General features: G+C 66.8%; 27 protein-coding genes. 13 read left to right on the forward strand and 14 right to left on the reverse strand.

What is annotated here, in order from left to right; genetic code table 11:
* Window positions 1-48: 48 nt before the first annotated feature.
* A complete protein-coding gene (fumC, locus tag DPV74_RS13180) occupies window positions 49-1443 on the forward strand; it encodes a class II fumarate hydratase (protein ID WP_059681809.1) in 1395 nt (464 codons plus the stop codon).
* Window positions 1444-1499: 56 nt separating this feature from the next.
* On the opposite strand, the gene DPV74_RS13185 is transcribed toward fumC, so the two are convergent.
* Both DPV74_RS13185 and DPV74_RS13190 read right to left on the reverse strand, forming a co-directional pair.
* On the reverse strand, window positions 1500-2012 hold the full coding sequence (locus DPV74_RS13185) for an acyl-CoA thioesterase (RefSeq protein ID WP_012328135.1): 513 nt from the start codon (window positions 2010-2012) through the stop codon (window positions 1500-1502).
* A 130-nt stretch (window positions 2013-2142) separates the two neighbouring features.
* Window positions 2143-2283, reverse strand: a complete 141-nt coding sequence (locus tag DPV74_RS13190) for a hypothetical protein (protein ID WP_006753078.1) — start codon at window positions 2281-2283, stop codon at window positions 2143-2145.
* Between the two features lie 195 nt (window positions 2284-2478).
* Between DPV74_RS13190 and DPV74_RS13195 the strand changes: the two genes are divergently transcribed.
* Complete coding sequence (locus DPV74_RS13195; protein ID WP_119337354.1) at window positions 2479-3186, forward strand: helix-turn-helix transcriptional regulator; 708 nt, start codon at window positions 2479-2481, stop codon at window positions 3184-3186.
* A 162-nt stretch (window positions 3187-3348) separates the two neighbouring features.
* The gene (locus tag DPV74_RS13200) at window positions 3349-5892 is read left to right on the forward strand and encodes a DUF6600 domain-containing protein (RefSeq protein WP_119337366.1); all 2544 of its coding nucleotides are present in this window, start codon (window positions 3349-3351) and stop codon (window positions 5890-5892) included.
* A 102-nt stretch (window positions 5893-5994) separates the two neighbouring features.
* On the opposite strand, the gene DPV74_RS13205 is transcribed toward DPV74_RS13200, so the two are convergent.
* Both DPV74_RS13205 and DPV74_RS13210 read right to left on the reverse strand, forming a co-directional pair.
* Entirely contained in the window at window positions 5995-6966 is a 972-nt protein-coding gene (locus DPV74_RS13205) for a thymidylate synthase (protein ID WP_027788035.1), read from the reverse strand.
* A 41-nt stretch (window positions 6967-7007) separates the two neighbouring features.
* Entirely contained in the window at window positions 7008-8405 is a 1398-nt protein-coding gene (locus tag DPV74_RS13210) for a sigma-54 dependent transcriptional regulator (protein WP_027788036.1), read from the reverse strand.
* Window positions 8406-9014: 609 nt separating this feature from the next.
* On the opposite strand from DPV74_RS13210, the gene DPV74_RS13215 reads away from it, so the two are divergent.
* Entirely contained in the window at window positions 9015-9233 is a 219-nt protein-coding gene (locus tag DPV74_RS13215) for a hypothetical protein (RefSeq protein WP_226128618.1), read from the forward strand.
* Between the two features lie 271 nt (window positions 9234-9504).
* Entirely contained in the window at window positions 9505-10005 is a 501-nt protein-coding gene (locus DPV74_RS13220; RefSeq protein WP_059527668.1) for a dihydrofolate reductase, read from the forward strand.
* Window positions 10006-10091: 86 nt separating this feature from the next.
* Here DPV74_RS13220 and pmbA read toward each other — a convergent pair whose 3' ends face one another.
* Window positions 10092-11462: a metalloprotease PmbA gene (gene pmbA, locus DPV74_RS13225; protein WP_119337355.1), complete on the reverse strand. Its 1371-nt coding sequence runs from the start codon at window positions 11460-11462 to the stop codon at window positions 10092-10094.
* 127 nt (window positions 11463-11589) lie between these two features.
* On the opposite strand from pmbA, the gene yjgA reads away from it, so the two are divergent.
* The gene (gene yjgA / locus DPV74_RS13230; RefSeq protein ID WP_272481468.1) at window positions 11590-12192 is read left to right on the forward strand and encodes a ribosome biogenesis factor YjgA; all 603 of its coding nucleotides are present in this window, start codon (window positions 11590-11592) and stop codon (window positions 12190-12192) included.
* The gene (gene mog, locus DPV74_RS13235) at window positions 12176-12790 is read left to right on the forward strand and encodes a molybdopterin adenylyltransferase (protein WP_119337367.1); all 615 of its coding nucleotides are present in this window, start codon (window positions 12176-12178) and stop codon (window positions 12788-12790) included. Before yjgA ends, mog begins: the two co-directional genes overlap by 17 nt.
* Before the next feature lie 34 nt (window positions 12791-12824).
* Here the strand turns inward: mog and orn are convergent, their stop codons facing one another.
* On the reverse strand, window positions 12825-13445 hold the full coding sequence (orn, locus tag DPV74_RS13240) for an oligoribonuclease (RefSeq protein ID WP_021159736.1): 621 nt from the start codon (window positions 13443-13445) through the stop codon (window positions 12825-12827).
* 117 nt (window positions 13446-13562) lie between these two features.
* Here orn and DPV74_RS13245 point away from each other — a divergent pair, with 117 nt between their 5' ends.
* The 3 genes from DPV74_RS13245 (at window position 13563) to DPV74_RS13255 (ending at window position 16145) form a co-directional block, all read left to right on the forward strand.
* A complete protein-coding gene (locus tag DPV74_RS13245) occupies window positions 13563-14822 on the forward strand; it encodes a M48 family metallopeptidase (protein ID WP_119337356.1) in 1260 nt (419 codons plus the stop codon).
* On the forward strand, window positions 14819-15760 hold the full coding sequence (rsgA, locus tag DPV74_RS13250) for a ribosome small subunit-dependent GTPase A (protein ID WP_021159738.1): 942 nt from the start codon (window positions 14819-14821) through the stop codon (window positions 15758-15760). Before DPV74_RS13245 ends, rsgA begins: the two co-directional genes overlap by 4 nt.
* A gap of 67 nt (window positions 15761-15827) precedes the next feature.
* Window positions 15828-16145 carry a putative signal transducing protein gene (locus tag DPV74_RS13255; RefSeq protein ID WP_021159739.1) on the forward strand — a complete coding sequence of 106 codons (318 nt, stop codon included), beginning with the start codon at window positions 15828-15830 and terminating at the stop codon, window positions 16143-16145.
* 66 nt (window positions 16146-16211) lie between these two features.
* Here DPV74_RS13255 and DPV74_RS13260 read toward each other — a convergent pair whose 3' ends face one another.
* From DPV74_RS13260 to rpsP, 6 genes are all read right to left on the reverse strand, one after another.
* Window positions 16212-17150, reverse strand: a complete 939-nt coding sequence (locus DPV74_RS13260; protein ID WP_021159740.1) for a CobD/CbiB family protein — start codon at window positions 17148-17150, stop codon at window positions 16212-16214.
* A 120-nt stretch (window positions 17151-17270) separates the two neighbouring features.
* A complete protein-coding gene (locus DPV74_RS13265; protein WP_021159741.1) occupies window positions 17271-17957 on the reverse strand; it encodes a CoA pyrophosphatase in 687 nt (228 codons plus the stop codon).
* Between the two features lie 87 nt (window positions 17958-18044).
* Window positions 18045-18437 carry a 50S ribosomal protein L19 gene (rplS, locus tag DPV74_RS13270; protein WP_006753174.1) on the reverse strand — a complete coding sequence of 131 codons (393 nt, stop codon included), beginning with the start codon at window positions 18435-18437 and terminating at the stop codon, window positions 18045-18047.
* Between the two features lie 133 nt (window positions 18438-18570).
* Window positions 18571-19365, reverse strand: a complete 795-nt coding sequence (gene trmD, locus DPV74_RS13275) for a tRNA (guanosine(37)-N1)-methyltransferase TrmD (protein WP_027788044.1) — start codon at window positions 19363-19365, stop codon at window positions 18571-18573.
* A 1-nt stretch (window position 19366) separates the two neighbouring features.
* The gene (gene rimM / locus DPV74_RS13280; protein WP_060206225.1) at window positions 19367-20044 is read right to left on the reverse strand and encodes a ribosome maturation factor RimM; all 678 of its coding nucleotides are present in this window, start codon (window positions 20042-20044) and stop codon (window positions 19367-19369) included.
* A gap of 42 nt (window positions 20045-20086) precedes the next feature.
* Window positions 20087-20341: a 30S ribosomal protein S16 gene (rpsP, locus tag DPV74_RS13285; RefSeq protein ID WP_006476550.1), complete on the reverse strand. Its 255-nt coding sequence runs from the start codon at window positions 20339-20341 to the stop codon at window positions 20087-20089.
* A 153-nt stretch (window positions 20342-20494) separates the two neighbouring features.
* Here rpsP and DPV74_RS13290 point away from each other — a divergent pair, with 153 nt between their 5' ends.
* Together DPV74_RS13290 and DPV74_RS13295 are read left to right on the forward strand one after the other, a co-directional pair.
* Entirely contained in the window at window positions 20495-21634 is a 1140-nt protein-coding gene (locus tag DPV74_RS13290) for a sorbosone dehydrogenase family protein (RefSeq protein WP_119337357.1), read from the forward strand.
* 109 nt (window positions 21635-21743) lie between these two features.
* Window positions 21744-22211, forward strand: a complete 468-nt coding sequence (locus tag DPV74_RS13295; protein ID WP_027788047.1) for an NINE protein — start codon at window positions 21744-21746, stop codon at window positions 22209-22211.
* A gap of 36 nt (window positions 22212-22247) precedes the next feature.
* Here DPV74_RS13295 and DPV74_RS13300 read toward each other — a convergent pair whose 3' ends face one another.
* Together DPV74_RS13300 and DPV74_RS13305 are read right to left on the reverse strand one after the other, a co-directional pair.
* Window positions 22248-23435: a PA0069 family radical SAM protein gene (locus tag DPV74_RS13300; RefSeq protein ID WP_060206221.1), complete on the reverse strand. Its 1188-nt coding sequence runs from the start codon at window positions 23433-23435 to the stop codon at window positions 22248-22250.
* A 90-nt stretch (window positions 23436-23525) separates the two neighbouring features.
* A complete protein-coding gene (locus tag DPV74_RS13305; RefSeq protein WP_011351353.1) occupies window positions 23526-24014 on the reverse strand; it encodes an Lrp/AsnC ligand binding domain-containing protein in 489 nt (162 codons plus the stop codon).
* 145 nt (window positions 24015-24159) lie between these two features.
* Between DPV74_RS13305 and DPV74_RS13310 the strand changes: the two genes are divergently transcribed.
* Window positions 24160-25446 (forward strand): D-amino acid dehydrogenase, encoded by a 1287-nt coding sequence (locus DPV74_RS13310; RefSeq protein WP_027788049.1) that lies wholly within the window; start codon window positions 24160-24162, stop codon window positions 25444-25446.
* The last annotated feature ends 65 nt before the right edge of the window (window positions 25447-25511 follow it).

Raw genomic sequence — 25511 nt, forward strand, 5'->3', positions numbered from 1 at the left:
TGCCGCGCGACGACGCGCGGCCTTTCCCCTTTCCTGGAGGAGTGGATCATGAACGAAGCAGTTCGGATGGAACGCGATACTTTCGGCGAGATCGCCGTACCGGCCGACCGGCTCTGGGGCGCGCAGACCGAGCGCTCGCTGCAGAATTTCCGGATCTCGACCGAGAAGCAGTCGCCCGAGCTGATCCACGCGCTCGCGATCGTCAAGCGCGCCGCGGCGGCCGTGAACCAGTCGCTCGGCGTGCTGGCCGACGACAAGGCGCGCGCCATCATCGACGCGGCCGACGAGATCATCGCCGGCAAGCATCCGCGCGAATTCCCGCTCGCCGTGTGGCAGACGGGCTCCGGCACGCAGACCAACATGAACCTCAACGAGGTGATCGCGAATCGCGCGAGCGAACTGATGGGCGGCGAGCGCGGCGAAGCGCGCAAGGTTCATCCGAACGACGACGTGAACCGCGGCCAGTCGTCGAACGACGTGTTCCCGACCGCCATGCACGTCGCGGCCGCGTACGCGATCGTCAACCACCTGCTGCCGGCGCTGCGCACGCTGCGCACGACGCTCGACGCGAAGTCGAAGGCCTTCGCCGACATCGTGAAGATCGGCCGCACGCACCTGCAGGACGCCACGCCGCTCACGCTCGGCCAGGAGTTTTCCGGCTATGTCGCGCAGCTGGACCAGGGCATCCGTCACGTCGAATCGGCATTGCCGCACCTGTATGAGCTCGCGCTCGGCGGCACCGCGGTCGGCACGGGGCTGAACGCGCATCCGGAGTTCGCGGTGCGTGTCGCCGATGAAATCGGCCGGCTCGCGAAGCTGCCGTTCGTGACGGCGCCGAGCAAGTTCGAGGTGATGGCGGCCGCCGATGCACTGGTGTTCGCGCACGGCGCGCTGAAGACGGTGGCTGCCGGCCTGATGAAGATCGCGAACGACGTCCGCTGGCTCGCGAGCGGGCCGCGCTGCGGGCTTGGCGAACTGTCGATTCCGGAAAACGAGCCGGGCAGTTCGATCATGCCGGGCAAGGTGAACCCGACGCAGTCCGAAGCCGTGACGATGCTGTGCTGCCAGGTGTTCGGCAACGACGTCGCGGTCAACGTCGGCGGCGCGAGCGGCAATTTCGAGCTGAACGTGTTCCGGCCGATGATCGCGCACAACGTGCTGCAGTCGGTGCGGCTGCTCGCCGACGGCGCGCAGAGCTTCAACGACCACTGCGCGGTGGGCATCGAGCCGAACCGCTCGCGCATCGACCTGCTGCTGAACGAATCGCTGATGCTCGTGACGGCGCTCAATCCGCACATCGGCTACGACAAGTCGGCGCAGATCGCAAAGAAGGCGCACAAGGAAGGCACGACGCTGAAGGCAGCCGCGCTCGCGCTCGGCTACCTGACCGAGGCGGAATTCGATGCGTGGGTGCGCCCCGAGCAGATGATCGGGGCGCGCTGACGGAACGACGACCGGCGGAATCGCGGGCGCGGCGCGATGCGCGGCGCCCGCCGCGGTCAGACCGCGCCTTTCGCGACTTCTTCCGGCTTCATCTCGACGATCTTGTCGAGCGCGGCCCGCACGTCGGCCGCATATTTCGCGAGCACCTTCTGTTCGTCGGTCTCGGGCACGAACGGCGGCACCGGCACCGGGTTGCCGTTCTCGTCGACCGCGACGAACACGACGAGGCAATCGGTCGTCTGGCGCAGCACGCCGCCCTTCGGATCCCCCGCATGGACGGACACATGGATGTGCATGCTGGTGCGGCCCGTCGCAACGACGCGCGCCTTCAGCTCGACGAGATTGCCGACCAGGATCGGACGCTGGAAACGGATATTGCCGACACTGACCGTCACGCAATAGCGGCTCGACCAGACGGCCGCGCACGCATACGCGACTTCGTCGATCCACTTCATCAGCGCGCCGCCATGCACCTTGCCGCCGAAGTTCACGGACGACGGTTCGGCGAGGAAGCGGAATACGGTTTCGGTGCGGTCGAGGGCGGCCGGTACGGGGGACGGTTGGGACATCGTGTTGGCTCCAGGCGGCAGGGGCGCTGTAATCGGCCGATTATACGTTGCACTGCGGCAACGCGTCGCGGGGCGCCCCGTGTGGCGCGGCTGTGGGGGCCGTGCCCGGCGTGCATGTGGCCGGCGCCGGTCAGCGGCGCACCGTGATGCCCTGATCGATCGTCCCGTACATCTCGAGGCTGCCGCCGCGCTCGCCGGCCGCGCCCGCACCGCCCTGCGCACAGGCCGCGCAGACGAGCGCCGCCGCCAGCAAACAGAAAATCGTCTTCATCGTTGCGTCGTGTCACGTGCGGCAGCCCGCTGCGGCCGCTTTCGGCCATTCTACGCGCGGGCCGCACGCGGCCGCGGCCCGGTTCGCCGCACCGACGCCGCCGGCGCGTCTGCATCCGACATTTCAGCCGGAACCGAAACATCGAATGCGCGCGCCCACTACACTGGAGACCATCCCGCCTGACGAGACACGACGATGACCGACCAAGACGACCACCACTTTCCGGGCCTGAGCCGCATCGGTTCGCTGATCGCCGACCCGGGACGCGCCGAGATGCTGTGGGTGCTGATGGACGGCAGCGCACGACCGGCTGGCGAGCTGACGATGATCGCGGGGTTGTCGCCCTCCGCCGCAAGCGCCCACCTCTCGCGCTTGACCGAAGGCGGCCTGCTCGCGCTCGACGTGCGCGGCCGACACCGCTACTACCGGATCGCATCGGCCGACATCGCGGCATCGCTCGAGGCACTCGCGAACGTCGCCCGCGCGGCCGCGCCGCATCGCGCGGCGCCGCCGCCGTCCCGCACGGTCCCGGCCGAATTGCGCTATGCGCGCACCTGCTACGACCACATGGCCGGCGAACTCGCGGTGCGCATCTTCGACGGGCTCACTGCGCGCGGCTGGCTCCAGGCGGACGGCGATGCGATCGAGACCACCGAACTCGGCACCCAGGCGCTTGCGCAATGGGGCATCGACGTCGCACAGCAGCGCACGCGCCGGCGCCGCTTCGCGTGCGGATGCCTCGACTGGAGCGAGCGGCGTTCACACCTCGGCGGCGCGCTCGGCGCGGCACTGCTCGAGAGCTTCTGCGCGCACGGCTGGATCGAGCGTGCGGCACGGCCGCGCGTGCTGCGCGTCACCGTGCCCGGACAGCAGGTTTTCGACGAGTGGCTTACGTCCGCTTGACGCCCGCATTGCGTCTGCACGACAACGGCGCGCGATCGACAGGTTTTGTTACATCGCGTGCCATTCGACTTACAAAACACCGAGCATTGAAACAGGCCGAGCGGATATTGTGAACTCAACGGCACGAATCGACGCGCCGCGACAATGACGAAGACGCTCACCATGGCCACCCTGTTCACGCTCAAGCGAACCGCCCGCTGCACGCTGCTCGCGTTCGTCGCGCTTGCGGCCCTGCCCCCCGCATTCGCGCAATCGGCCGGCGCCCCTCCGTATGCGGCCGCGGCACGGCAACCGGGCGGCGACCCGCCCAGCCGTGTCGCACGGCTCAATTACCTGTCGGGCGCCGTGACGACCGAGCCGGCCGGCACCGATACGTGGTCGTATGCCGCCGTGAACCGGCCGCTGACGACCGGCGACCAGCTCTGGAACGATGCCGGTGCGCGCTCGGAACTGCACATCGGCTCGACCGCGGTGCGGCTCGGCGAGTCGACGAGCCTGTCGGTACTGAACCTCGACGACACGACGACCCAGCTGAAAGTGGGGCTCGGCACCGTATCGACTCACGTGCGCGATCTGCCGGCCGGCGGATCGTACGAAATCGACACGCCGAACCTCGCGCTCGGCATCACGGGCCCCGGCGACTATCGCGTCGACGTCGCGCCGAACGGCGCGAGCACGACGGTCACGGTGCGCAGCGGCAGCGCGACCGTCTACGGCAGCAACGGCCAGTATCCGCTGTCACCGGGACAGCAGGTCGTGTTCACGGGCACCGACCTGCAGGTCGCGCAGCAAGCCGCCGCCCCGGGCCCCGACGCGCTCGACCGGTGGGCCGCCAGCCGCGACGCGGCCGAGGAACGCTCGGTGTCGGCCCGCTATGTGTCCCGTGACATTCCCGGCTATCAGGATCTCGACGCAAACGGCACGTGGCGCGACACCCCGAATTACGGCCAGGTATGGGTGCCGAACGATACGCCGGCGGACTGGGCGCCGTATCACGACGGCCACTGGATCTGGCAGGCCCCGTGGGGCTGGACGTGGGTCGACGACGCGCCATGGGGTTTCGCGCCGTATCACTACGGCCGCTGGGCGTACGTGGACGATAGCTGGGCCTGGGTACCGGGCCCGCTGGCCGTCAGCCAGCCGCCGGCCTATGCACCGGCACTCGTCGCGTTCGTCGGCGGTGGCGGCGGCCCCGACTGGAGCGTCGCGCTCACGGTGGGCGGCGTCGCCGCGGCCGGCTGCGCGTGGTTCGCGCTCGGCCCGGGCGAACCGTGGCATCCGGGCTGGGGCGGCTGGAGCCCGCACTACTACGACCGTGTGAACCGCAACATCGTGGTGAACAACGTCAACGTGAACAAGACCGTGAACGTGACGAACATCACCAATATCACCAACATCAACAAGACCTACGTCAACTTCCGTGCGCCGCACGCGATCACGGCCGTACCGGCTTCCGCGTTCGTGCACGGCCAGCCTGTCGCACACTTCTCGCAGCACGTCGACCCGCAGCAATGGCGCAATGCGCATGTCACGCCGGGTACGCCGGGCATTGCGCCGGTGCGCCAGAGCTTCACCGGCGGGCTGCGCAATGCGAGCTACCGCCCGCCGGCGGCAATTGCCCAGCATCCGTACGTCGCCACGCGCAATCCCGCCGTGCCGGCCGCGTATCGCGACCAGGCCGCCGCCCACCTCGCGCAGCAAGGCGGGCGCGTGCCGGGTGCCGGCGCGCCCGTCGTGAAGACGAACGTGCCGGCCGACTATACGGCGCGTCCGGTCCGCGTACCGGGCAAGCCGGGTGGCGGCGCATGGGCGATGCACAACGTGCAGCTCGTGAATCCGCACGGCCCCGTCGTGCAGCCGGCTCGCGCGCCTCGCGGGGGCCAGCCGGCCGCCTTGCAGGCCGGGCGGCCGGGAACACCGATGCCCGGCGTGCCGAATGTCGCGCGGCCCACGAACGGCGAAAACCCCGGCGCACCGCACTTCGCCAACGGCGGCATGCCGCAGGCACCCGGCAACCCGGCGCCGCATCAGGCGTTCGGGCCCGGCAACGGTGTCCCCCATCCGCCGGTAGCGAACAACCGTCCGTCCGGCATCGGCAATGCGCACGCGGCCGAGGCGCCGTCGCCCGCGTGGATGCAGCCGCACACACCGATGGAGCGTCAGCGCCCTGCTCCGCCGACTGCACTGCATGCGGCGGGACAGAATGCGCTGCCGCCCGTGCGCAGCGCGGCGATCCCGCATCCGGAGGGCGCGCCGACGCTGCAGGGCGCGCAGCCCGGCGGCCGGAACGAAACGCCGCGCGCACTGCCGCAACCACGGCTCGACAATACGGCGCAGATTCCGCAGCCGCGCCCGCGCCCCGAATTCCCGACACCGGCGCAGCATGGGCAACCGCAACCGGAGCGGGCGGCGCCCGCGCCGCAACCGCACCCCGAATTCGCGCAACCGGCGCCGCACCGCGAGGTCGCCCCGCCACGTGTGAACGAGTACCGGCCGCCGGCCCCCGCCGTGCATGACATGCCGCGCCCGCAACCGCAGGCGCCGCGCATGGAGCCGAGACCGCAACCGGCGCCACGCATGGAGCCGCGCCCGTCGATGCCCGCACCGCACATGGAACCGCGGCCGCAACCGGCGCCGCACGTCGAGGCACCACACCCGAGTAACCCGCCGCCGCAAGGCGGACACGAAGAGCGGCACCGCCAGTAAGCGCCGCAAACGTGAAACAAAATGGCCCGACCGGTATCAGCCGGTCGGGCCATTTTCCTGCGGGAAGCGGATCGATGCCTCCGCGCGGCCCGGGCCGCGCGATCAGACGGCCATCGGTGCGGTCAGCGGTTCGTGGTGGCGATAGCCGACGAGCGAGAAATCCGACGGCTCGATCCGGTCCAGCCACTCGGGCTCATAGACGCCCGTCTTCGCGTAATCCGGCACACGCTCGGAAATCTCGAGCCGCGGGCTGTCGTAAGGCTCGCGCGTGAGCTGGCGCTGCAGCATGTCGAGCTGGTTCTCGTAGATGTGCGCGTCGCCGATGAAGTACGTGAACCAGCGCGGCGTGTAGCCGGTCAGCCGGCCGACGAGCGCCAGCAGCGCGGCCCCTTCCGTCAGGTTGAACGGCGTGCCGAGGCCGACGTCATTGCTGCGGATGTACAGGCACAGCGAGATTTCGCGCTTCGTAGCGTTCGGCAGGAACTGATAAAGCAGATGGCACGCGGGCAACGCGATCTGGTCGAGCACGGCCGGGTTCCACGCGTGAAACAGGATGCGACGATCGGACGGGTTCTCCATGATCGTGTCCAGGCACTGGCGCAACTGGTCGATCGCCTTGTACAGCAGCACCTTCGGTGCGCCGTCTTCGTCGAAACGCGTAACGATCCGGAAGCCGCGGCGCGTCGCATCGGCGATCTGCGCGTCGGCGCCCGCGTCGAGCACCTTGTAGCCCGGCCACTGGCGCCATTGCACGCCGTACACGTCACCGAGATCGTCGACGCCCTGGCGATACGGGTTCGCAAGCCACTGGGCATTCTCGTTCGCGTTCGCGTCCCACACCTTGCAGCCGAGCGCGCGGAAATCGGCCGCGCTGCGGGAAGCGCGCAGGAAACCGACCAGTTCGCCGATCGCCGACTTGAACGCGAGCTTCTTGGTCGTCACGGCCGGGAAGCCTTGCTGCAGGTCGAAGCGCAGCATCGCGCCCGGCATGCTGATGGTGCGGATCCCCGTGCGGTTCTCCTGCCAGGTGCCGGTATCGAGAATGGTACGAACGAGATCGAGATACTGTTTCATGCGGGTTCCTTCGGCCGCGAGGGCGGCCGTACCCGCCAATTTTAGCAAGCGTGATGCGGAAGCTCCTGCAACGGCGCCGAAAACCCTGTCAGCGTATCGCCGCGATCGCGCATGCCGTGCGCACACATCAGCCGGTAGAGCGTGACGCGCGACACGCCGAGTTCGCGCGCGGCATCCGCGAAACGGCCGCGATGGCGCAACAGCGCCTGCTCGATCGCCTGCCGTTCGGCCGCCTCACGCGCCTCCAGCAGCGACACGGGTGCGAGTGTCGCAAATTCGTTCAGCTCGAGATCGGCGGCGGTGATCATCCGCCCCTCCGACATGACGATCGCGCGGCGCACGCGATTGATCAGTTCACGCACGTTGCCCGGCCACGAATAGCCGTACAGCGACGCGACCGCATCAGGCGAAAAGCCGCGCAGGCGGCGATGTGCGTCGCCCTTGAAACGCTCGAGCATGTGGCGCGCAAGTATCTCGATATCCTTGCCGCGCGCGCGCAGCGGCGGCTCCTCGATCTTCAGCACGCACAGGCGATGGAACAGGTCCTCGCGGAACCGCCCTTCGCGCAGCGCTGCGTCCATGTCCACGTGCGTCGCACAGATCACGCGCACGTCGACGGGCACCGATACGTGGGCACCGAGCCGCTCGATCTTGCCTTCCTGCAGGAAGCGCAGCAGGCTTGCCTGGCTTTCGAGCGGCAAGTCGCCGATCTCGTCGAGAAACAGCGTGCCGCCGTTGGCGGCCTCGACGCGGCCGATCTTGCGCTGGTTCGCGCCGGTGAACGCGCCGCGCTCATAGCCGAACAACTCGGCCTGCAGCAGCGTCGACGGGATCGCGCCGCAATTGATCGCGATGAACGGCGCGTGCGCGCGCGACGAGCGCTCATGAATCGCGACCGCCGTCAGCTCCTTGCCCGTACCCGATTCGCCGGAGATGAACACCGGTGCGTCGGTCGCCGCGACGCGGCGAATCGTCCTGAAGAGCCCGAGCATCGCATCGCAGGTCCCAACCATTTCGCCTTCGCTGCGTCCGGTGCCGACGGGCGGTGCAGCGGTTTCGGTCAGCGCGACCATGCCGTGCGCATGACCGACGGTCTCGACGATCCGCGACGTCTCGTACGGCATCGTCACGTAGTCGAAACAGTAGTCACGAATGAGATGGCGCAGCGTGGCGTCCTGCAACTGGCCGCGGCGCGTCGCCGCGATCCAGCCGATGTGCTGAATGCTCAGACAGGATTCGAGTTCGCGCAGGTCCGAGGGCTTGAAGCCCGGCGAAAAATCGAGCAGCCCGGCCGTCGCGACACCGTGCTGCACGACGCGCCGTACGTCCCGCACGGTCTCCGCGAGATCGACACGCCAGCCGCATTCGTCGAAATGGCCGCGCAACGCGTCGTTCGGCTCGCGCGAATAGTAGATCACATGCCGCTGATCGACTCCCATATGCTCACCCCGTTCCTCAACCGTCTAACGATTGCCGTGCACGTCAGTATGCGTGCGAAAGGATCGAATCGGGGCAGCCGAAGGCGGCTCGATTCGCCATGCCGATGCTCGGCAACGACAAAGCCTCGCATGATGGCGCTTATCTCGCGTCCAGTTATTTTGATCAAGATAGCTTAGTTATAGGCACTGAATACGACAATCCGATTTCAGTGCCGTGGGCGATACGGCCGAATCGCTCAGGAGGTCGATGCATGTCAATCGTCTGCACATAGCACCTGTGCAGCGATGCATGCAGTCATCGACACATGCACCGATTTTCATCCTTGAAGCGTATCGATTGAATCCGCAGTATTCCCGAGCCCCCTCGTTTCAGGCCTGAAACATTTTCAGCCGTTTTCCGACGCAACTCGCAACGCTTGCGCACGAATCGCAGTCTCGACAACGGTCGCGGCGCGATGGCATGCATTTCGCTGAATAGAGAAACCGTCGGAGACAGCGACCATGCGAAAACATCTTTTACTTTCTTTCGTGCCGATGACCATTGCGGTCGCGGCCGCCGGCCCGCCCTCGCCCGTACACGCAGACGAAAGCTCGAAGCCGGATCACGCCATGCTGCTTGCATCGAACGCGCCGGGCATGCAGCACGGCGTCGGGTTCGGCATCGTGACCGTGTCGGCGCCGCAACCGCTGCCGGCCGGCAGGACGTCGGTGACACTGTGGGACGAGATCCCCCCGCCGCCCCAGTTGCCGATGCCGCTCCCGATACCGCAGCCGGGCGACGTGCAGCACGCGATGGAAGGCACCGCACAAGGCAGTACGCACCAATGACCGTCGATCGAGCCATTTGATCAGGATGACGTATTGATCCGGGCAGGCCGGAGAGCATCGATCAGAGGCTGCATTCGCGATCTCTCGACACGAAACGGTTTTGTGCTCCGTCCCCCGGCGGGCACGCTTTTTATTCATTCCGTCGCCGCGACGCGTGGCTTCGACCGTCGCGGCGCACAGCGCCGGAAGGCGGATGCGCGCACCCGGAACCGGTGCGCGCCGCCGTTCCGGTAGAATCGGCGCCATTCCGGTTTTCCTCTCCCCGACCTTCATGACGACGTTGACCCTGATCGTCGCGCGTGCCCGCAACGGCATCATCGGCCGCGACAACCAGTTGCCCTGGAAACTTCCCGAGGATCTCGCCTTCTTCAAGCGCACGACGATGGGCGCACCGATCGTGATGGGCCGCAAGACCCACGAGTCGATCGGCCGGCCGCTGCCGGGCCGCCGCAACATCGTCGTCACGCGCGATGCGGCGCGACGCTTCGACGGCTGCGACACGGTCACGTCGCTCGCCGACGCGCTGGCGCTCGCCGCGCGCGACGGGGTGCCCGAGGCGTTCCTGATCGGCGGCGCGCAACTCTACACGGAAGGTCTCGCACTCGCCGACAAGCTGGTCGTCACCGAGATCGATGCCGACTTCGACGGTGACGCGTCGTTCCCGGCACCCGACGCCGAGCACTGGCAGGAAGTGTCGCGCGATGCGCACCAGGCGGCCGCGCCGAACACGTTCGGCTATGCGTTCGTCGTCTACGAGCGCAAGCGCGGCTGACGCATCGCGCGCAATAAAAAAGCCCGACCGGCTCACTCACGCCGTCGGGCTTTTTTTGTTTGATGGCGGCCGATGCCGCGCGCCGCTTACTGCCCGGCGATCGTCATCTGCTCGATCAGCACCGAGCCCGTTTCCTTCGTGCCGCGCACGATCGAATCGGCGCCGATCGCGACGATATGCCGGAACATTTCCTGCAACGTGCTCGCGACGGTGATTTCCTCGACCGGATACTGGATCACGCCGTTCTCGACCCAGAAGCCCGCCGCGCCGCGCGAATAGTCGCCCGTCACGTAGTTCACGCCCTGCCCCATCAGCTCGGTCAGCAACAGGCCCGTGCCGAGCTTCTTCAGCATCGCGTCGAAATCGTCGCCCGGCTGCGTGTTCGAGCTGCGCAGCGCGAGGTTGTGCGAGCCGCCTGCGTTGCCGGTGGTTTGCGTGCCGAGCTTGCGCGCCGAATAGGTCGACAGGAAGTAGCCTTCGACCACGCCATCCTTGACGACGCTGCGCGCACGCGTACGCACGCCTTCCTCGTCGAACGGCGCGCTGCCCATCGCGCGCGGCACGTGCGGATCCTCGACGACCTGGATGTGCGGCGCGAACACCGGCTTGCCGAGACTGTCGACCAGGAACGACGTCTTGCGGTACAGCGCACCGCCGCTCACCGCCTGGACGAATGCGCCGAGCAGACCGGCCGCGAGCGGCGCCTCGAACAGCACGGGCACCTTGCGGGTGTCGAGACGGCGCGCGCCCATCCGCGCAAGCGCACGCTCGGCCGCATAACGGCCCACCGCTTCGGGCGCCGCAAGATCGGTCGCGCTGCGCTTCGACGAATACCAGTCGTCGCGCTGCATGTGGCGGCCGCTGCCCGCGATCGGCGCGCATGCGATGTAGTGGCGCGAGTACGGGTAGCCGGACAGGAAGCCACGCGACGTCGCGAGCACGAACTGCGAATGCTGGACCGACACGCTCGCGCCTTCCGAATTGCGGATCTGCGGGCTGACCGCGAACGCGGCATCTTCCGCGCGGCGGGCGAGTTCGACGGCCTCGTCGGCCGTCAGTGCCCACGGGTGGTACAGATCGAGGTCGCGCGGGTCGGTTTCGAGCAGCTCGGCTTCAGCGAGGCCGGCGGCCTCGTCCTCGGCCGTGAAGCGCGCGATGTTGTAGGCGGCGGCGACGGTATCCTTGATCGCGCCCGGCGAGAAATCCGACGTGCTCGCGTTGCCGCGCTTCTTGCCGATGAACACGGTCACGCCGACCATCTTGTCGCGGTTGTGCTCGATCGTTTCGACTTCGCCGCGGCGCACCGACACCGACAGGCCGTCGCCCTCGGAGATTTCGGTCGCGGCATCCGTCGCGCCGAGGGCCTTCGCATGGCGAAGGATGTCCGAGGCGATTTCCTTGAGCTGGTCCTGCGTGTGCGGGAAATAGCGCGCTTGTACGTCGAGATTGGCTGCCATCGTCTTGATATCCGGTGGCGGGCGGGCGCCCGCATGTTCAAAATGTTGCGTATCCCGCGATCATAGCAAGGTCCGGGGCCGGACACCGACAAGCTTGGCGTGTCCGCGGCGCGATACAATGCCGTCCATGACACGCAAAACCCGAATCCAGCCGATCGAGCATGCCGTCGAAGACGACGACAATGGCTACGATCGCCCCAGCAAATCCCAGTTGAAACGCGAAATGCACGCGCTGCAGGAGCTCGGCCAGGCGCTCGTCGACCTGCCGAAGGACGCCCTCAAGCGCATGCCGATGCCCGAAGATCTCGCGGACGCCGTGCGCGAAGCCCGCCGGATCACCGATCACGAAGGCAAGCGCCGCCAGCTCCAGTACGTCGGCCGCGTGATGCGCTCGCTGACCGACGACGAGACGGCCGCGCTGCGCACCGCGCTCGACGCGCAGCGCGGCGTGAACAAAGCCGCGACGGCCCGCCTTCACTGGATCGAACGCACGCGCGAACAACTGCTCGCGAACGACGATGCGCTGACCGAATTCCTGCGCCAGCACCCTGAAGCCGATATCCAGGAAGGCCGCACGCTGATCCGCAACGCACGCAAGGAAGCGCAGCAGGGCAAGCCGCCGCGCTATTTCCGCGAGCTGTTCCAGTGGATCAAGGCCGCCGGCGGCACGTCCGATGCGGACGACGAAGCGGCGGACGACGCCGGAGACGACCATGACGACGAAGCGTAACCACCCGGACGAGCTCGTCGTCGGCCTCGTGTCGATCAGCGACCGCGCAAGCACGGGCGTCTACGAAGACAAGGGCATTCCTGCGTTGCAGGAGTGGCTCGCCGGCGCGCTCACGTCGCCGTGGCGCGCCGAAACGCGCCTGATCCAGGACGATGCGCCCACGATCTCCGCCACGCTCGCCGAGCTCGTCGACGTCGCGGGGTGCGACCTCGTGCTGACGACCGGCGGCACGGGCCCCGCGCGCCGCGACGTGACGCCCGAGGCCACGCTGGCCGTGGCGACGAAGGAAGTGCCCGGGTTCGGCGAACAGATGCGGCAGATCAGCCTGAATTTCGTGCCGACCGCGATCCTGTCGCGGCAGGTCGCGGTGATCCGCGAAACGGCCCAGGCCGACCATGCGGCGCTGATCATCAACCTGCCGGGCCAGCCGAAATCGATCCGGGAAACGCTCGAAGGGCTGCGCGATGCCGACGGCAAGTCGACCGTGCCCGGCATCTTCGCCGCGGTGCCCTACTGCATCGACCTGATCGGCGGCCCGTATATCGAGACCGACGCCGCGGTGGTCGCGGCGTTCCGGCCGAAAAGCGCGCGGCGCTGAGCCTGTACCCGGCGCCGGGCGCGTGCCGGCCCGCTCAGGCGGCCGGCGCGGACTCGCCTGCCGGAGCCGACGCAGCCGGAATCAGGAAATGTTCGCGGTAGTACTTCAGCTCGTCGATCGACTCGTGGATGTCCGCGAGCGCCGTGTGCATCGCCCGCTTCTGGAACCCCTTGTAGATCGCCGGCTGCCAGCGGCGGCACAGCTCCTTGAGCGTGCTGACGTCGAGGTTGCGGTAGTGGAAGAACCGCTCGAATTCGGGCATCCAGCGCGCCATGAAGCGGCGGTCCTGGCAGATCGAGTTGCCGCACATCGGCGACTTGCCGGGCGACACGTACTGCGCGAGGAAGGCCTGCAGCTGCGCGGCGGCGTCCGCCTCGGTCACGGTCGACGCGCGCACGCGGTCGATCAGGCCCGAGCGGCCATGCGTCGACTTGTTCCAGTCGTCCATCTTCGCGAGCGTTTCGTCGCTCTGGTGGATCGCGAACACGGGGCCTTCGACGGCGACGTCGAGCGTGGAATTGGTCACGACGACCGCGATCTCGATGATGCGGTCGTTATCCGGGTCGAGGCCCGTCATCTCCATGTCGAGCCAGACGAGGTTCAACTCGTTGCGCACGAGCGCGGGCTGGCTGGTGGAAGCGGCGGTATCGGTCATGAGTCATCCTGGAAAATGGCGGGCAGCGCGCGGCGCCGCCCGGGCGGCCGGCATCGCATCAGCGGGCCCGGTCCGCAAGAACATATAATTCTCGCATAGAACCCTTTGGCGCCTTCGATGTCACCCTTTTCGTTCACCCTGCTGTTCGCGCTCGCCGTGCTCGCGATGGTCGTCACCAAGCTGTGGCTCGCGTCGCGGCAGATCCGCTTCGTCGCCGCGCACCGCAACGGCGTCCCCGCGCAGTTCAGCGCGACCATCCCGCTGACCGCCCACCAGCGCGCGGCCGACTATACGGTCGAGCGCACCCGGCTCACGATGCTCGAGATCGTCGTCAGCGCGGCCGTGCTGGTCGGCCTCACGCTGCTCGGCGGCGTCGGCGCGCTCGACACGCTGCTCACCGGCTGGCTCGGCCGCGGCTACGGGCAGCAGGTCGCGCTCGTCGCCGCGGTGCTCGTGATCACGAGCGCGATCGACGTCCCGTTCGAGTATTACCGCCAGTTCGGAATCGAACAGCGCTTCGGCTTCAACCGGATGACCAAGCGGCTGTTCTTCACCGACATGCTGAAAAACTCGCTGCTTGGCGCCGCGCTCGGCCTGCCGCTGCTGTTCGTCGTGCTGTGGCTGATGAACCAGGCCGGCAGCCTGTGGTGGCTGTGGACCTGGATCGTCTGGGTCGCGTTCCAGATGCTCGTGCTGCTGATCTACCCGACCTTCATCGCACCGATCTTCAACAAGTTCGAACCGCTCAAGGACGACGCGCTGCGCGCGCGCATCGAGTCGCTGATGAAGCGCTGCGGCTTCGCGGCGAAGGGCCTGTTCGTGATGGACAGCAGCCGCCGCTCCGCGCACGGCAACGCGTACTTCACGGGCTTCGGCGCCTCGAAGCGGATCGTGTTCTTCGACACGCTGCTCGCGCGGCTGTCCGGCCAGGAAATCGAGGCCGTGCTCGCGCACGAACTCGGCCACTTCAAGCGCCGCCACGTGATGAAGCGAATGCTCGTGTCGTTCGTGCTGAGCCTCGTGCTGCTTGCGCTGCTCGGCTGGCTTGCACAGCGCACGTGGTTCTACACGGGGCTCGGCGTCACGCCGTCGCTCGACACGAGCAACGCGGGCGCCGCGCTCGTGCTGTTCTTCCTCGCGATTCCCGTGTTCCTGTTCTTCGCGACGCCGTTCGGCAGCCTCACGTCGCGCAAGCACGAATTCGAGGCCGACGCATTCGCGGCCAGCCAGACCGACGCGCAGGATCTCGTCAGCGCGCTCGTGAAGCTCTATGAGGACAATGCGTCGACGCTGACGCCCGACCCTGTCTACACGGCCTTCTACTACTCGCATCCGCCCGCCTCGCAGCGGATCGACCGCCTGCTGCAGCACGCATGAGCCGGCCGACCTCCCGCAAGCCGGCCCCGCGCGCGTCGGGCGCGCAGCGTGCCGAAGGCCGCGTGATCGCGGCGCACGGGCGTCACTACATCGTCGCGCCCGACGATGGCGGCCCGATGCTGCAGTGCTTCCCGCGCGGCAAGAAGAGCGATATCGCGGTCGGCGACCGTGTCGCGTACGAACTCGCCTCGGCCGACCAGGGCGTCATCGTCGAGATCGGCGAACGGCGCAACCTGCTGTACCGTTCCGACCAGTTCAAGTCGAAGCTGTTCGCGGCCAATCTCGACCAGTTGCTGATCGTGCTCGCGACCGAGCCCTATTTCAGCGAGGACTTGCTCGGCCGCGCGCTGATTGCCGCCGAGGCGAACGAGCTGAAGCCGCTCGTCGTGCTGAACAAGATCGACGTCGAAGCCGCGCTGCCGGTCGCGCGCGAGCGCCTCGCGCCCTACCGCGCACTCGGCTACGACGTGCTCGAGCTGTCGGTGAAAGGCTCGCCCGACGACGCGCGCGCGCAACTGATGCCGCACCTCGCCGGGCATTCGACGATCCTGCTCGGCCAGTCCGGGATGGGCAAGTCGACGCTCGTGAACCTGCTCGTTCCCGACGCCGAAGCCGCCACGCGCGAGATTTCGGCCGCGCTCAACAGCGGCCGTCACACGACGACGTTCACGCGCCTCTACCCGCTGGAAGGCGGCGGCGCCCTGATCGATTCGCCGGGCTTCCAGGAATTCGGCCTCTACCACCTGACGGAAGGCCGTCTCGAGCGCGCGTTTCCGGAGTTCCGGCCGCTGCTCGCGGACTGCCGTTTCTATAATTGCCATCATCTGCACGAACCCGGCTGCGCGATTCTCGAAGCCGTCGCCGACGGCCGCATCGCGCCGACACGGCATGCGCTGTATGCGCAGCTCGTGCACGAGGCAAGCCAGATCGTCCGCTGATCGCGCGGCACGCGCGCGGCGGCCAGCCGGTGCCATGCGGGGCCGGCCCTCACCGACAGGAGCCGCGATGCGTTTCAAGGCACCCGATCTCGCGACGGCGCAGCATTGGGCCAACGTGCTCCAGGTGGCCGGCATCGGTTGCGAGCTGCATAACTGCTACGCGACAGGCGCACTCGGCGGCCTGCCTGCCGACGCGTGCACGCCCGAGCTGTGGCTCGACGACGAACGCGACGACGCGCTCGCGCGCCGGCTCCTCGATGCCGCTTCGCACGGCCCGTCGGCCGGCGCCGCGCCGTGGCGCTGCCGGCAGTGCGGGGAGGCGCTCGAGGCCCAGTTCACGGCCTGCTGGCAATGCGGCGCCGTGCGCGACCCGCGCGACGATTGACCCGCACAGCAAAAAGGCCGGCATCAAGCCGGCCTTTTGTCTGTCATCGGGCAACGCACTGCCCCGTCACGACACCCAGACGGCGAGCGTCAGCATCAGCAGGAGAATCATCCACAGGATCACCGCGCGCCAGACAAGGCCAACCGCGGATTGCAGCGTACGCGGCGTGCAATCGTCGCCGACCGTCAACGGACCGCTGTCACCGACCGCCAGCGCATCGAGGCTCGACGGTTCCGCGAGCGGCCCCGCGAGGCGTGCGCCGAGCGCGCCGCTACCGGCTGCCAGCAGGACGCCGTCGTTCGGATCGGGCCACTGGCGCGTATGGTTGCGCCACGCGTAGATCGCGTCCTCGAAGTTACCGACGATTGCAAAGCCGAGTGCGGTCAGTCGCGAGGGAATCCAGTCGATCACGAAGAACGCGCGCTGCGCGAACGTCGAGAAGGCTGCCGTGCGGTCGTCACCCGGCGTCGACCAGCTGCGCGCGAGGTATTCGGAAATCCGGTACAGCACGGCGCCGGCCGGGCCGATCGGCAGCACGTACCAGAAGAACACGCCGAACACGTGACGATGCGATGCGACAACGGCGTGAATCAGCGTATGGCGGACGATTTCGCCGACCGGCATGTCGACCGTGTCGATACCCGTCCACTCGTGCAGGATTTCGCGCGCACGCGGCACGTCATCGTTGTTGAGCGCGAGGTGGATGTCGGTGAAGTAGTGGCTGAACTGGCGGAAGCCGAGCGTGAAATACACGACGACGACGTTCCAGATGAACGCGAGCACGAAGCTCACCTTGTACAGCAGGAAATAGATCAGCGCGACGATCAGCACCCACGGCAGCACGACCGCGAGCCATGCGAGGATGCCGTGCTTCTGCTTGCCTGCGTCGAGACCATGCGCGACGGTTTCCGCATGAAACTGGAACAGCGCGAACACCGGATTGTTCGGCGACAACGCGCGGACCTGTTCGATGATGAGGGCGAGGAGAACCGAAAAGAAAGTCATGCGTGGCGCCGTCTTCGGAGTTATGTCATTTTTTGCATAACGATAGCACAGCGTAAGCACCGGATGGCTGCCGGCGCGGTCGTGCGGCAGCCGGCCTCGCGCGCCAGCCGCCGTGCGCGCCTAGCCGGCGGCCAAGAAGCGGTACAGATTGCGCAACATGCCGGCAGTTGCGCCCCAGATGAAGTAATGCCCGCCGGGTTCGCCATTCGGATAAGGCATCGCAAAAAAACGACGCTCGCCGCCTTCCCAGCGAAACACCCTGACCTGATGGTTCGCGGGATTCATCAGGAACGCGAGCGGCACTTCGAAAATCTCGGCCACTTCGAACGTGTCGGCCTGCACGGTAAACGGCGGATGCACGAGGCCGACCACCGGCGTCACGCAGAAGCCCGTGCCGGTCAGGTAGTCGGGCAACGCGCCGAGGATCTCGACACGCTCGTCCGCCAGCCCGATCTCTTCCTTCGCCTCGCGCAACGCGGTTGCGGTCGCGTCGCGGTCGAACGGTTCGCGGCGACCGCCGGGGAAGCTGATCTGTCCGGCGTGATCGTTCAGGTGGTCGGCGCGCTGGGTCAGCAACATGGTGAGGCCGGACTCGCGAACGACGAGCGGGACAAGGACGGCCGCGCTACGCGGATCGACGCCCTCCTGCAGTCTCGCCTCGTCGGGCTCGACGCTCCACTCGAGCGTGCGCGCGAAACGGTCGCGCAGGCCGGACGGTGTCATCAGGCGGGAATCGATGGCCGGCAAGCCGGCGCCGGTGCCTTCGACCGGCAGGACTTCGGGATCGATGATGGGGCGGCGATTCAATGGGGCTCTCGTGTTTGTGTCGTATCGAGCATATTGTCGCGCCAGAATGAAAAAAGCACCCGGGTGGGTGCTTTTTCCTTACAGCTCTTACTCTTGGGAAGCTGCTGCGGCGCGATCCTTCGACACCAGCTTTTCCTTGATACGAGCCGACTTGCCCGAACGCTCGCGCAGGTAGTACAGCTTCGCACGACGCACATCACCGCGGCGCTTCACGACGATGCTTGCCAGCAGCGGCGAGTACGTCTGGAACGTACGCTCGACGCCTTCGCCCGACGAGATCTTGCGGACGATGAAATTCGAGTTCAGGCCACGGTTGCGAATAGCGATCACGACGCCTTCGTAGGCCTGAACGCGCTTGCGGTTACCTTCAACCACGTTCACGTTCACGATCACCGTGTCGCCCGGGGCGAATTCGGGGATCGTCTTGCCGGCGAGCGCGCGCTCGATTTCTTCCTGCTCAAGTTTTGCGATCAGATTCATTACTGACTCCTTATGCCATCGTGTCGGCGTTGGTACCCGCCTGCTTCCAGGCCTGGCCCCGATAGAGGATGGATTCACATCAGGCACCGCACACGCATGCACGGCACCGCCAATTCCCGCCCGCGACACCGCCTCAAGAGGCGTCTTTCGCTTCGCGTGCGAGGTTCGCAAGCCACGCCTCGTCGGCCCGGCTCAGCAACTTCTCGCGGCGCGCCCGGACGATCAGGTCCGGCCGCTTCCGCAACGTATTCCTCAATGCTTCCTGGCGTCGCCACCGCTCGATCTCGGCATGATGCCCGCCGAGCAGTACGTCCGGCACGCGCATGCCATCGTATTCCTCGGGGCGCGTGTAGTGCGGACAATCGAGCAGGCCGTCGGCGAAACTGTCCTGCACGGCCGACAGCGAATCGTTCAGCACGCCGGGCAGCAACCGCACCACGGCATCCATCATCGCCATCGCCGGCAGTTCGCCGCCCGACAATACGAAATCGCCGAGGCTGATTTCCTCGTCGACGCAACGATCGAGCAGGCGCTGGTCGATCGCTTCATAGCGGCCGCACAGCACGACGACACCGGGTTCCTGCGCCATCCGCACCGCGCGATCATGCGTGAGCGGTGCACCTTGCGGCGACATCATCACGACGCGCGTGCTCGCAATACCCTGTTCCGCCTGCGCCGCTTTCGCGGCATCGATCGCGGCTTCGAGCGGCCTGGCCAGCATCACCATGCCTGGACCGCCGCCGTACGGTCGATCGTCGACCGTGCGGTAGTTGTCCGTCGTGAAATCACGCGGATTCCAGGTGCGCAACCCGAAGCGCCCTTGCTTGACGGCCCGGCTGGTGATCCCCCAGTCGGTCAGTGCACGGAACATCTCGGGAAAGAGCGTGACGACGTCGAACTGCACCGCGCTCTCGGTAACCTGGTTCATTTCAGTAATCGGCTTCCCAGTCGACGACGATGCGACGCGCCGCCTGATCCACCGTTTTGACGTATACGCCGACGAACGGAATCAACCGCTCGTCGGTGGTCGGCTGACCGTCTTTGCCGGTCGCCGGATACTCGACACGCATGATCGCATGCACGCCGTTGTCGATCATCCCGCTCACCTTTCCGAGCGCCACCGATTGCTCGTTGACGACATCGAGACCGATCAGGTCGACCCAATAGAATTCGTCCGCGGCCAATGCCGGGAAATCTTCCCGGCGCACGAACACGCGAAAACCGCGCATGGCCAGCGCGGCATCGCGGTCGCTCACGCCCGCGGGTTGCGCAACGACAGTGTCGCTGTGCGTCTTCGACTGCAGGATGCGGACGGAAAGCCGTTCCGCACCACGCTCCAGCCACCAGCGGCGCGCCTTGAGCAGCGCATCGCCACCGCGACCGGCGTCGGCATGCGTCGCCACCTTGACCCAACCCTTCAGGCCATAGGCGTCGACGACTGCCCCGACCTCGACGGCATCGTCAGGCCAGGCTTGCGCCACTTCGAGACTGCCCTGCTCGGCAGCCTGACCGGCGTTCGCGACAACGTCGCGCTCGACCGGCTTGCGGACGAATGCGCCAAACGACGCACGCCCGCGCCTTGCATTACCGGAATCGTGACCCGCCATCAATGCACCTCACAGCCGGCACGACCGGCACACCGTGCCATGTTAGGCAGCCGGTTGCGCCTTTTGCGCTTCCTTCACGAGACGCTGGACGGTCGGCGACAGTTGCGCGCCAACGCCTTGCCAGTACGTCAGGCGATCCTGAGCGATACGCAGCGATTCGCCCTTCGTGGCGACCGGGTTGTAGAAGCCGACGCGCTCGATGAAGCGGCCGTCACGACGGTTGCGCGAATCGGTAGCAACGATGTTGTAGAACGGGCGCTTCTTCGAGCCGCCACGAGCCAGACGGATGATAACCATATGATGTCCTTCGGGAAAACCGGGTTCGAAACTACTGAAACACGCGATTATAGCCGGAAACCAGAGGTACAACAAACACTTACGCGCAAAAAATCCGCGGGCGGCCGGTTCGCCGGGCATAGAATCGTCGTGTCCGGGACGTTCCACACCGTCATGCCGCCCCTTCGCGCCGCCTCGATACGCCGCAAGCAGCACCGTTTTGCGGCGCTGCTTGCCGGCCTTGCCTGCCTCGTATCCGCAATGGCGTCAGCCGCGCCGCTGCCGGTGGGCGAACTCGTCGTGCCGCCCGGTTTCCACGTCGAAGTGCTGGCCGACGCGGTACCGACCGCGCGCGAAATGGCGTGGTCGCCACGCGGCATCCTGTATGTCGGCACGCGGGAAGGCCGCGTGCACGCGTTCGTGATGCACGAGGGCCGGATCAGCGCGCGCTACGTGATCGCTTCCGGGCTCGACATGCCCGTCGGTGTCGCCTACCGTGACGGCGCACTCTATATATCAGCCGTATCGCGCATCCTGCGGCTCGATCGCATCGACGACCGGCTCGCCACGCCGCCCGCACCCGCCGTCGTCACCGACGCGCTGCCGACCGAACACCATCACGGCTGGAAATTCATCGCGTTCGGCCCCGACGGCAAGCTGTACGTGCCGACCGGCGCACCGTGCAACGTCTGTCTCGCGGATCGCAGCCGCTACGCGATCATCGCGCGCATGAAGGCGGACGGCAGCGGGAGCGAGGTTGTCGCCCGCGGCATACGCAATACGGTCGGCTTCGCATGGCACCCCGATTCGGGCGAGCTGTGGTTTACCGACAACGGGCGCGACATGATGGGCGACGACGTGCCCGACGACAAGCTGAACCGCGCACCGCGCGCGGGCCTCGACTTCGGCTTCCCGTACTGCCATGGCGGCGACACGCCCGACCCCGAATTCGGCAGCCCCGACGTTTGCCGCCGCTACGTGCCGCCCGTATTGAAACTCGGTGCACACGTCGCGGCCCTTGGCATGCGCTTCTATACAGGGCCGATGTTTCCGGCGTCGTACCGCAACAACGTGTTCATCGCCGAACACGGCTCGTGGAACCGCAGCACGAAGGTCGGCTACCGCGTGATGCGTGTTGTGGTCTCGGCAGACGGCAGCCACGCGCGCCAGACTCCGTTCGTCACGGGCTGGCTACGGCCCGACGGCACGGTATGGGGACGCCCTGCCGACGTGCTGCCGCTGCCGGACGGCTCGCTGCTCGTCAGCGACGACTACGCGGGCGCAATCTATCGCGTGACCTATGCGGCACCTTGACGCAGTACAGGGGTGACCGGCCCCGACCGGGCATCGTAGAATGCGTGCCGGGCCGCGCGCCCGCGCCGGCCCGCCGGCCGCCCATGCCAACGACAATACGCCGCCATCCATGTCCAGCAGCACCGCACCGTCCCGCCGCTTCCGCTCCAAGACGCTCACCGCCGCCCTCGCGTTCCTGTTCGGTTCGCTCGGCGCGCACCGCTTCTATCTGTATGGCTTTCGCGACGTGTACGGCTGGGCGCACCTGCTCGCGACGATCGTCGGCATCCCGGGCTTCCTCTTGCTCGCCGCGACCCAGCGCAGCGCCGGCCTCGGCTGGTGGCTTGCGGTACCCGGCGCAATCTCGCTGCTGGCGGCCTTCCTCGCTGCGCTCGTCTACGGGCTGCGTCCCGACGAAAAATGGGACGCGCAATTCAACGCGGAGACGGGCAGGCAAAGCAAGTCGGGCTGGACCGTGATCTTCGTGGTGATCTTCTCGCTGCTGATCGGTGCGTTCCTGCTGATGACCGCGCTCGCACTGTCGTTCCAGACGTATTTCGAGTCGCAGGTCGAAGCGGCCAAGCAGATTTCGCAGTAAGCGCAACGAACGCGACGCACCGGCTTGGCGCACCGATCAGAACAGGTTCAATTGCATGTCGTCGCGCGCCTGCGTCGATCGCGTGCGGGCTGAACGAACAGCAACACGCGGCACCGGCGCTGCGGCGGCCGGCGTGCCGCGAAACTGCGACAGATCGAGAATGCCGTTCGTGCGCTCGTTCAGCCCGAGCCGCTTGACGGCCTGGCGGAAGCGCTGCCGCAGCAGGTCGGCCCAGATTCCTTCGCCCTTCATCCGCTTCGAGAAATCCGAATCGTAGTCTTTCCCGCCGCGCATGTCGCGCACGCGGTTCATCACGCGCTCCGCGCGGTCGGGAAAATGCGCGGCCAGCCAGTTCTTGAACAGCGGCGCGACTTCCCACGGCAGCCTCAGGATGATGTAGCTCGCATGCGTCGCGCCGGCTTCCGCGCACGCCTCGAGCACACGCTCCATGTCGGGCTCGGTGACGAACGGAATCACCGGCGCAATGCTCACGCCGACCGGCACGCCCGCCTCGCTCAGCGCACGAATCGTACGCAACCGTCGCGCCGGCGTCGCCGCGCGCGGCTCGAGCGTGCGCGCGAGATCGGCGTCGAGCGTCGTGATCGTGACCGCCGCCATCACCTGCTTGCGCTCGGCCATCGGCGCGAGCAAGTCGAGATCGCGCTCGATCAGCGACGACTTCGTGATCGCCGCGAACGGCAACCCGCGATCGTGCATCACCTGAATCACGCTGCGCGTGATGCGCAAGTCGCGCTCGACCGGCTGGTAGGCGTCGGTGTTGACGCCGAGCGCGATCGGCTCCGGCACGTAGCGCTTGCGCGAAATCTCGCGCTCGAGCAACTCGGCCGCATTGACCTTCGCATAGATGCGGCTTTCGAAATCGAGCCCCGGCGACAAGCCGAGATAACTGTGCGTCGGACGCGCAAAGCAGTAGATGCACCCGTGCTCGCAACCGCGATACGGATTGAGCGATACGCTGAATGGAATATCGGGCGACTGGTTGTGCGTCAGGATGCTCTTCGCCCGCTCCTCGAATACCTGCGTGCGCAGCGGCGCGGGGAAATCGGCATCGTCCGACTCGTGTGTCCAGCCGTCGTCGACCGCTTCACGCTGGGCGATCTCGTATCGCCCCTGCAGGTTGTCGACCGCACCGCGCCCCTTGCGGGGCACGGGCGGCGCTATCGGAAATTCGTTGTCAGATCGATCGTCCATATGCCCACCCATTCGCCTGCGCCCAATACTGTACATTTATACAGTATTGGGCGCAGCGTGCCAAGGGCGGGATAAAGGGTCCGGCGGCCTGCCGCCGGTACGTCAGTCGCCCACCGCGATCGTCAGCGTCTCCTTGATTTCTTCCATCACGACATAGCTCTTCGACTGCACGGCGCCGGGCAACTGCAGCAGGATGTCGCCGAGCAGCTTGCGGTAGTCGGCCATTTCGCCGATCCGCGCCTTGATCAGGTAGTCGAAATCGCCGGACACGAGATGACACTCGAGCACCTCGTCGATCTTCATCACTTCCCGGCGGAATTGCTCGAACATGTTGCCGCCCTTGTGGCCGAGCGTGATCTCGACGAACACCAGCAGCGCGGCATCCAGCTGGTGGGGATCGACACGCGCGTGATAACCGGTGATCACGCCGTCCCGCTCCATGCGCCGCACACGCTCGATACACGGCGTGACGGTCAGTCCGACCTGTTCCGCGAGGTCCTTCATCGCCATCCGGCCGTCGTCCTGGAGCAGTTTCAGGATGCGCCGGTCGAGCTTGTCGAGCGAGCGTACGGGCTGACGTTGCGTTCTCATTTGTTTATGCTGAAAACCTGAAAAATACGATAACAAAACCTACACATTCGACAATACCATAGCGCAAAAAACTAGATCAGCTAGAGGTTACACGGAGCCGCAGGTGCGCCCGGCCTCGATCTGGTCCCTTCCATCTGGAGCAGCTATGCGAGTCGTCATTCTGGGCAGCGGTGTGGTGGGCGTGGCAAGCGCGTATTACCTCGCGCGCGCCGGTCATGAAGTCACGGTGATCGACCGGGAGGCCGGCCCGGCGCTCGAGACGAGCTTCGCGAACGCTGGCCAGATCTCCCCCGGCTATGCCGCGCCGTGGGCCGCTCCCGGCGTGCCGCTGAAGGCCGTCAAATGGATGTTCGAGAAACACGCGCCGCTCGCGATCCGCCTCGACGGCACGCGCTTCCAGCTCCAGTGGATGTACCAGATGCTGCGCAACTGCACGGCCGAGCGCTATGCAGTCAACAAGGGCCGCATGGTTCGCCTCGCCGAATACAGCCGCGACTGCCTGCAGGCGCTGCGCGCCGATACCGGCATCCAGTACGAAGGCCGCACGGGCGGCACGCTGCAACTGTTCCGCACGCAGCAGCAACTCGATGGTGCAGCGAAGGACATCGCCGTCCTTCAGGAAGCGAACGTGCCGTTCGAACTGCTGTCGCCGGCCGACCTGAAGAATGCCGAACCGGCCCTCGCCGCCGTTTCGCACAAGCTGACGGGCGGCCTGCGCCTGCCGGGCGACGAAACGGGCGACTGCCAGCTGTTCACGACGCGTCTCGCGGCACTCGCGGAATCGCTCGGCGTGAAGTTCCGCTACAACACGCCGATCGATGCGCTCGCGATCGCGGGCGGCAAGATCGCCGGCGTGCAGTGCGGCAGCGAGACGGTGCGTGCGGACGCGTACGTCGTCGCGCTCGGCTCGTACTCGACCAGCTTCATCTCGAACCTGATGAAGATCCCCGTCTATCCGCTGAAGGGCTATTCGATCACCGCGCCGATCGTCAACGAAGCGGCCGCGCCCGTGTCGACCGTGCTCGACGAAACCTACAAGATCGCGATCACGCGTTTCGACCAGCGCATCCGCGTCGGCGGCATGGCGGAAATCGTCGGCTTCGACAAGAAGCTGCGCGCCGCGCGCCGCGAAACGCTCGAAATGTGCGTGAACGACCTGTTCCCGGGCGGCGGCGATACGTCGAAGGCAACGTTCTGGACGGGCCTGCGCCCGATGACGCCGGACGGCACGCCGATCGTCGGCCGCACGCCGGTGTCGAACCTGTTCCTGAACACCGGCCACGGCACGCTCGGCTGGACGATGTCGTGCGGTTCGGGCCAACTGCTCGCGGACCTGATCTCGGGCAAGATGCCTGCGATCCAGGCTGACGACCTGTCGGTACACCGTTACCTGAAGGACGTGGCAGGCCAGACGCGCCCGGCCTACGCATAAGCCGCTGCCGCCCGCGGCAATGCGGGCCTGCTGGCCGGCATCAAAGAGAAAGGCGCCCCGAGGGG

This window comes from Burkholderia sp. HAN2018 (assembly GCF_024704855.1).
Lineage (GTDB): Bacteria > Pseudomonadota > Gammaproteobacteria > Burkholderiales > Burkholderiaceae > Burkholderia > Burkholderia cepacia.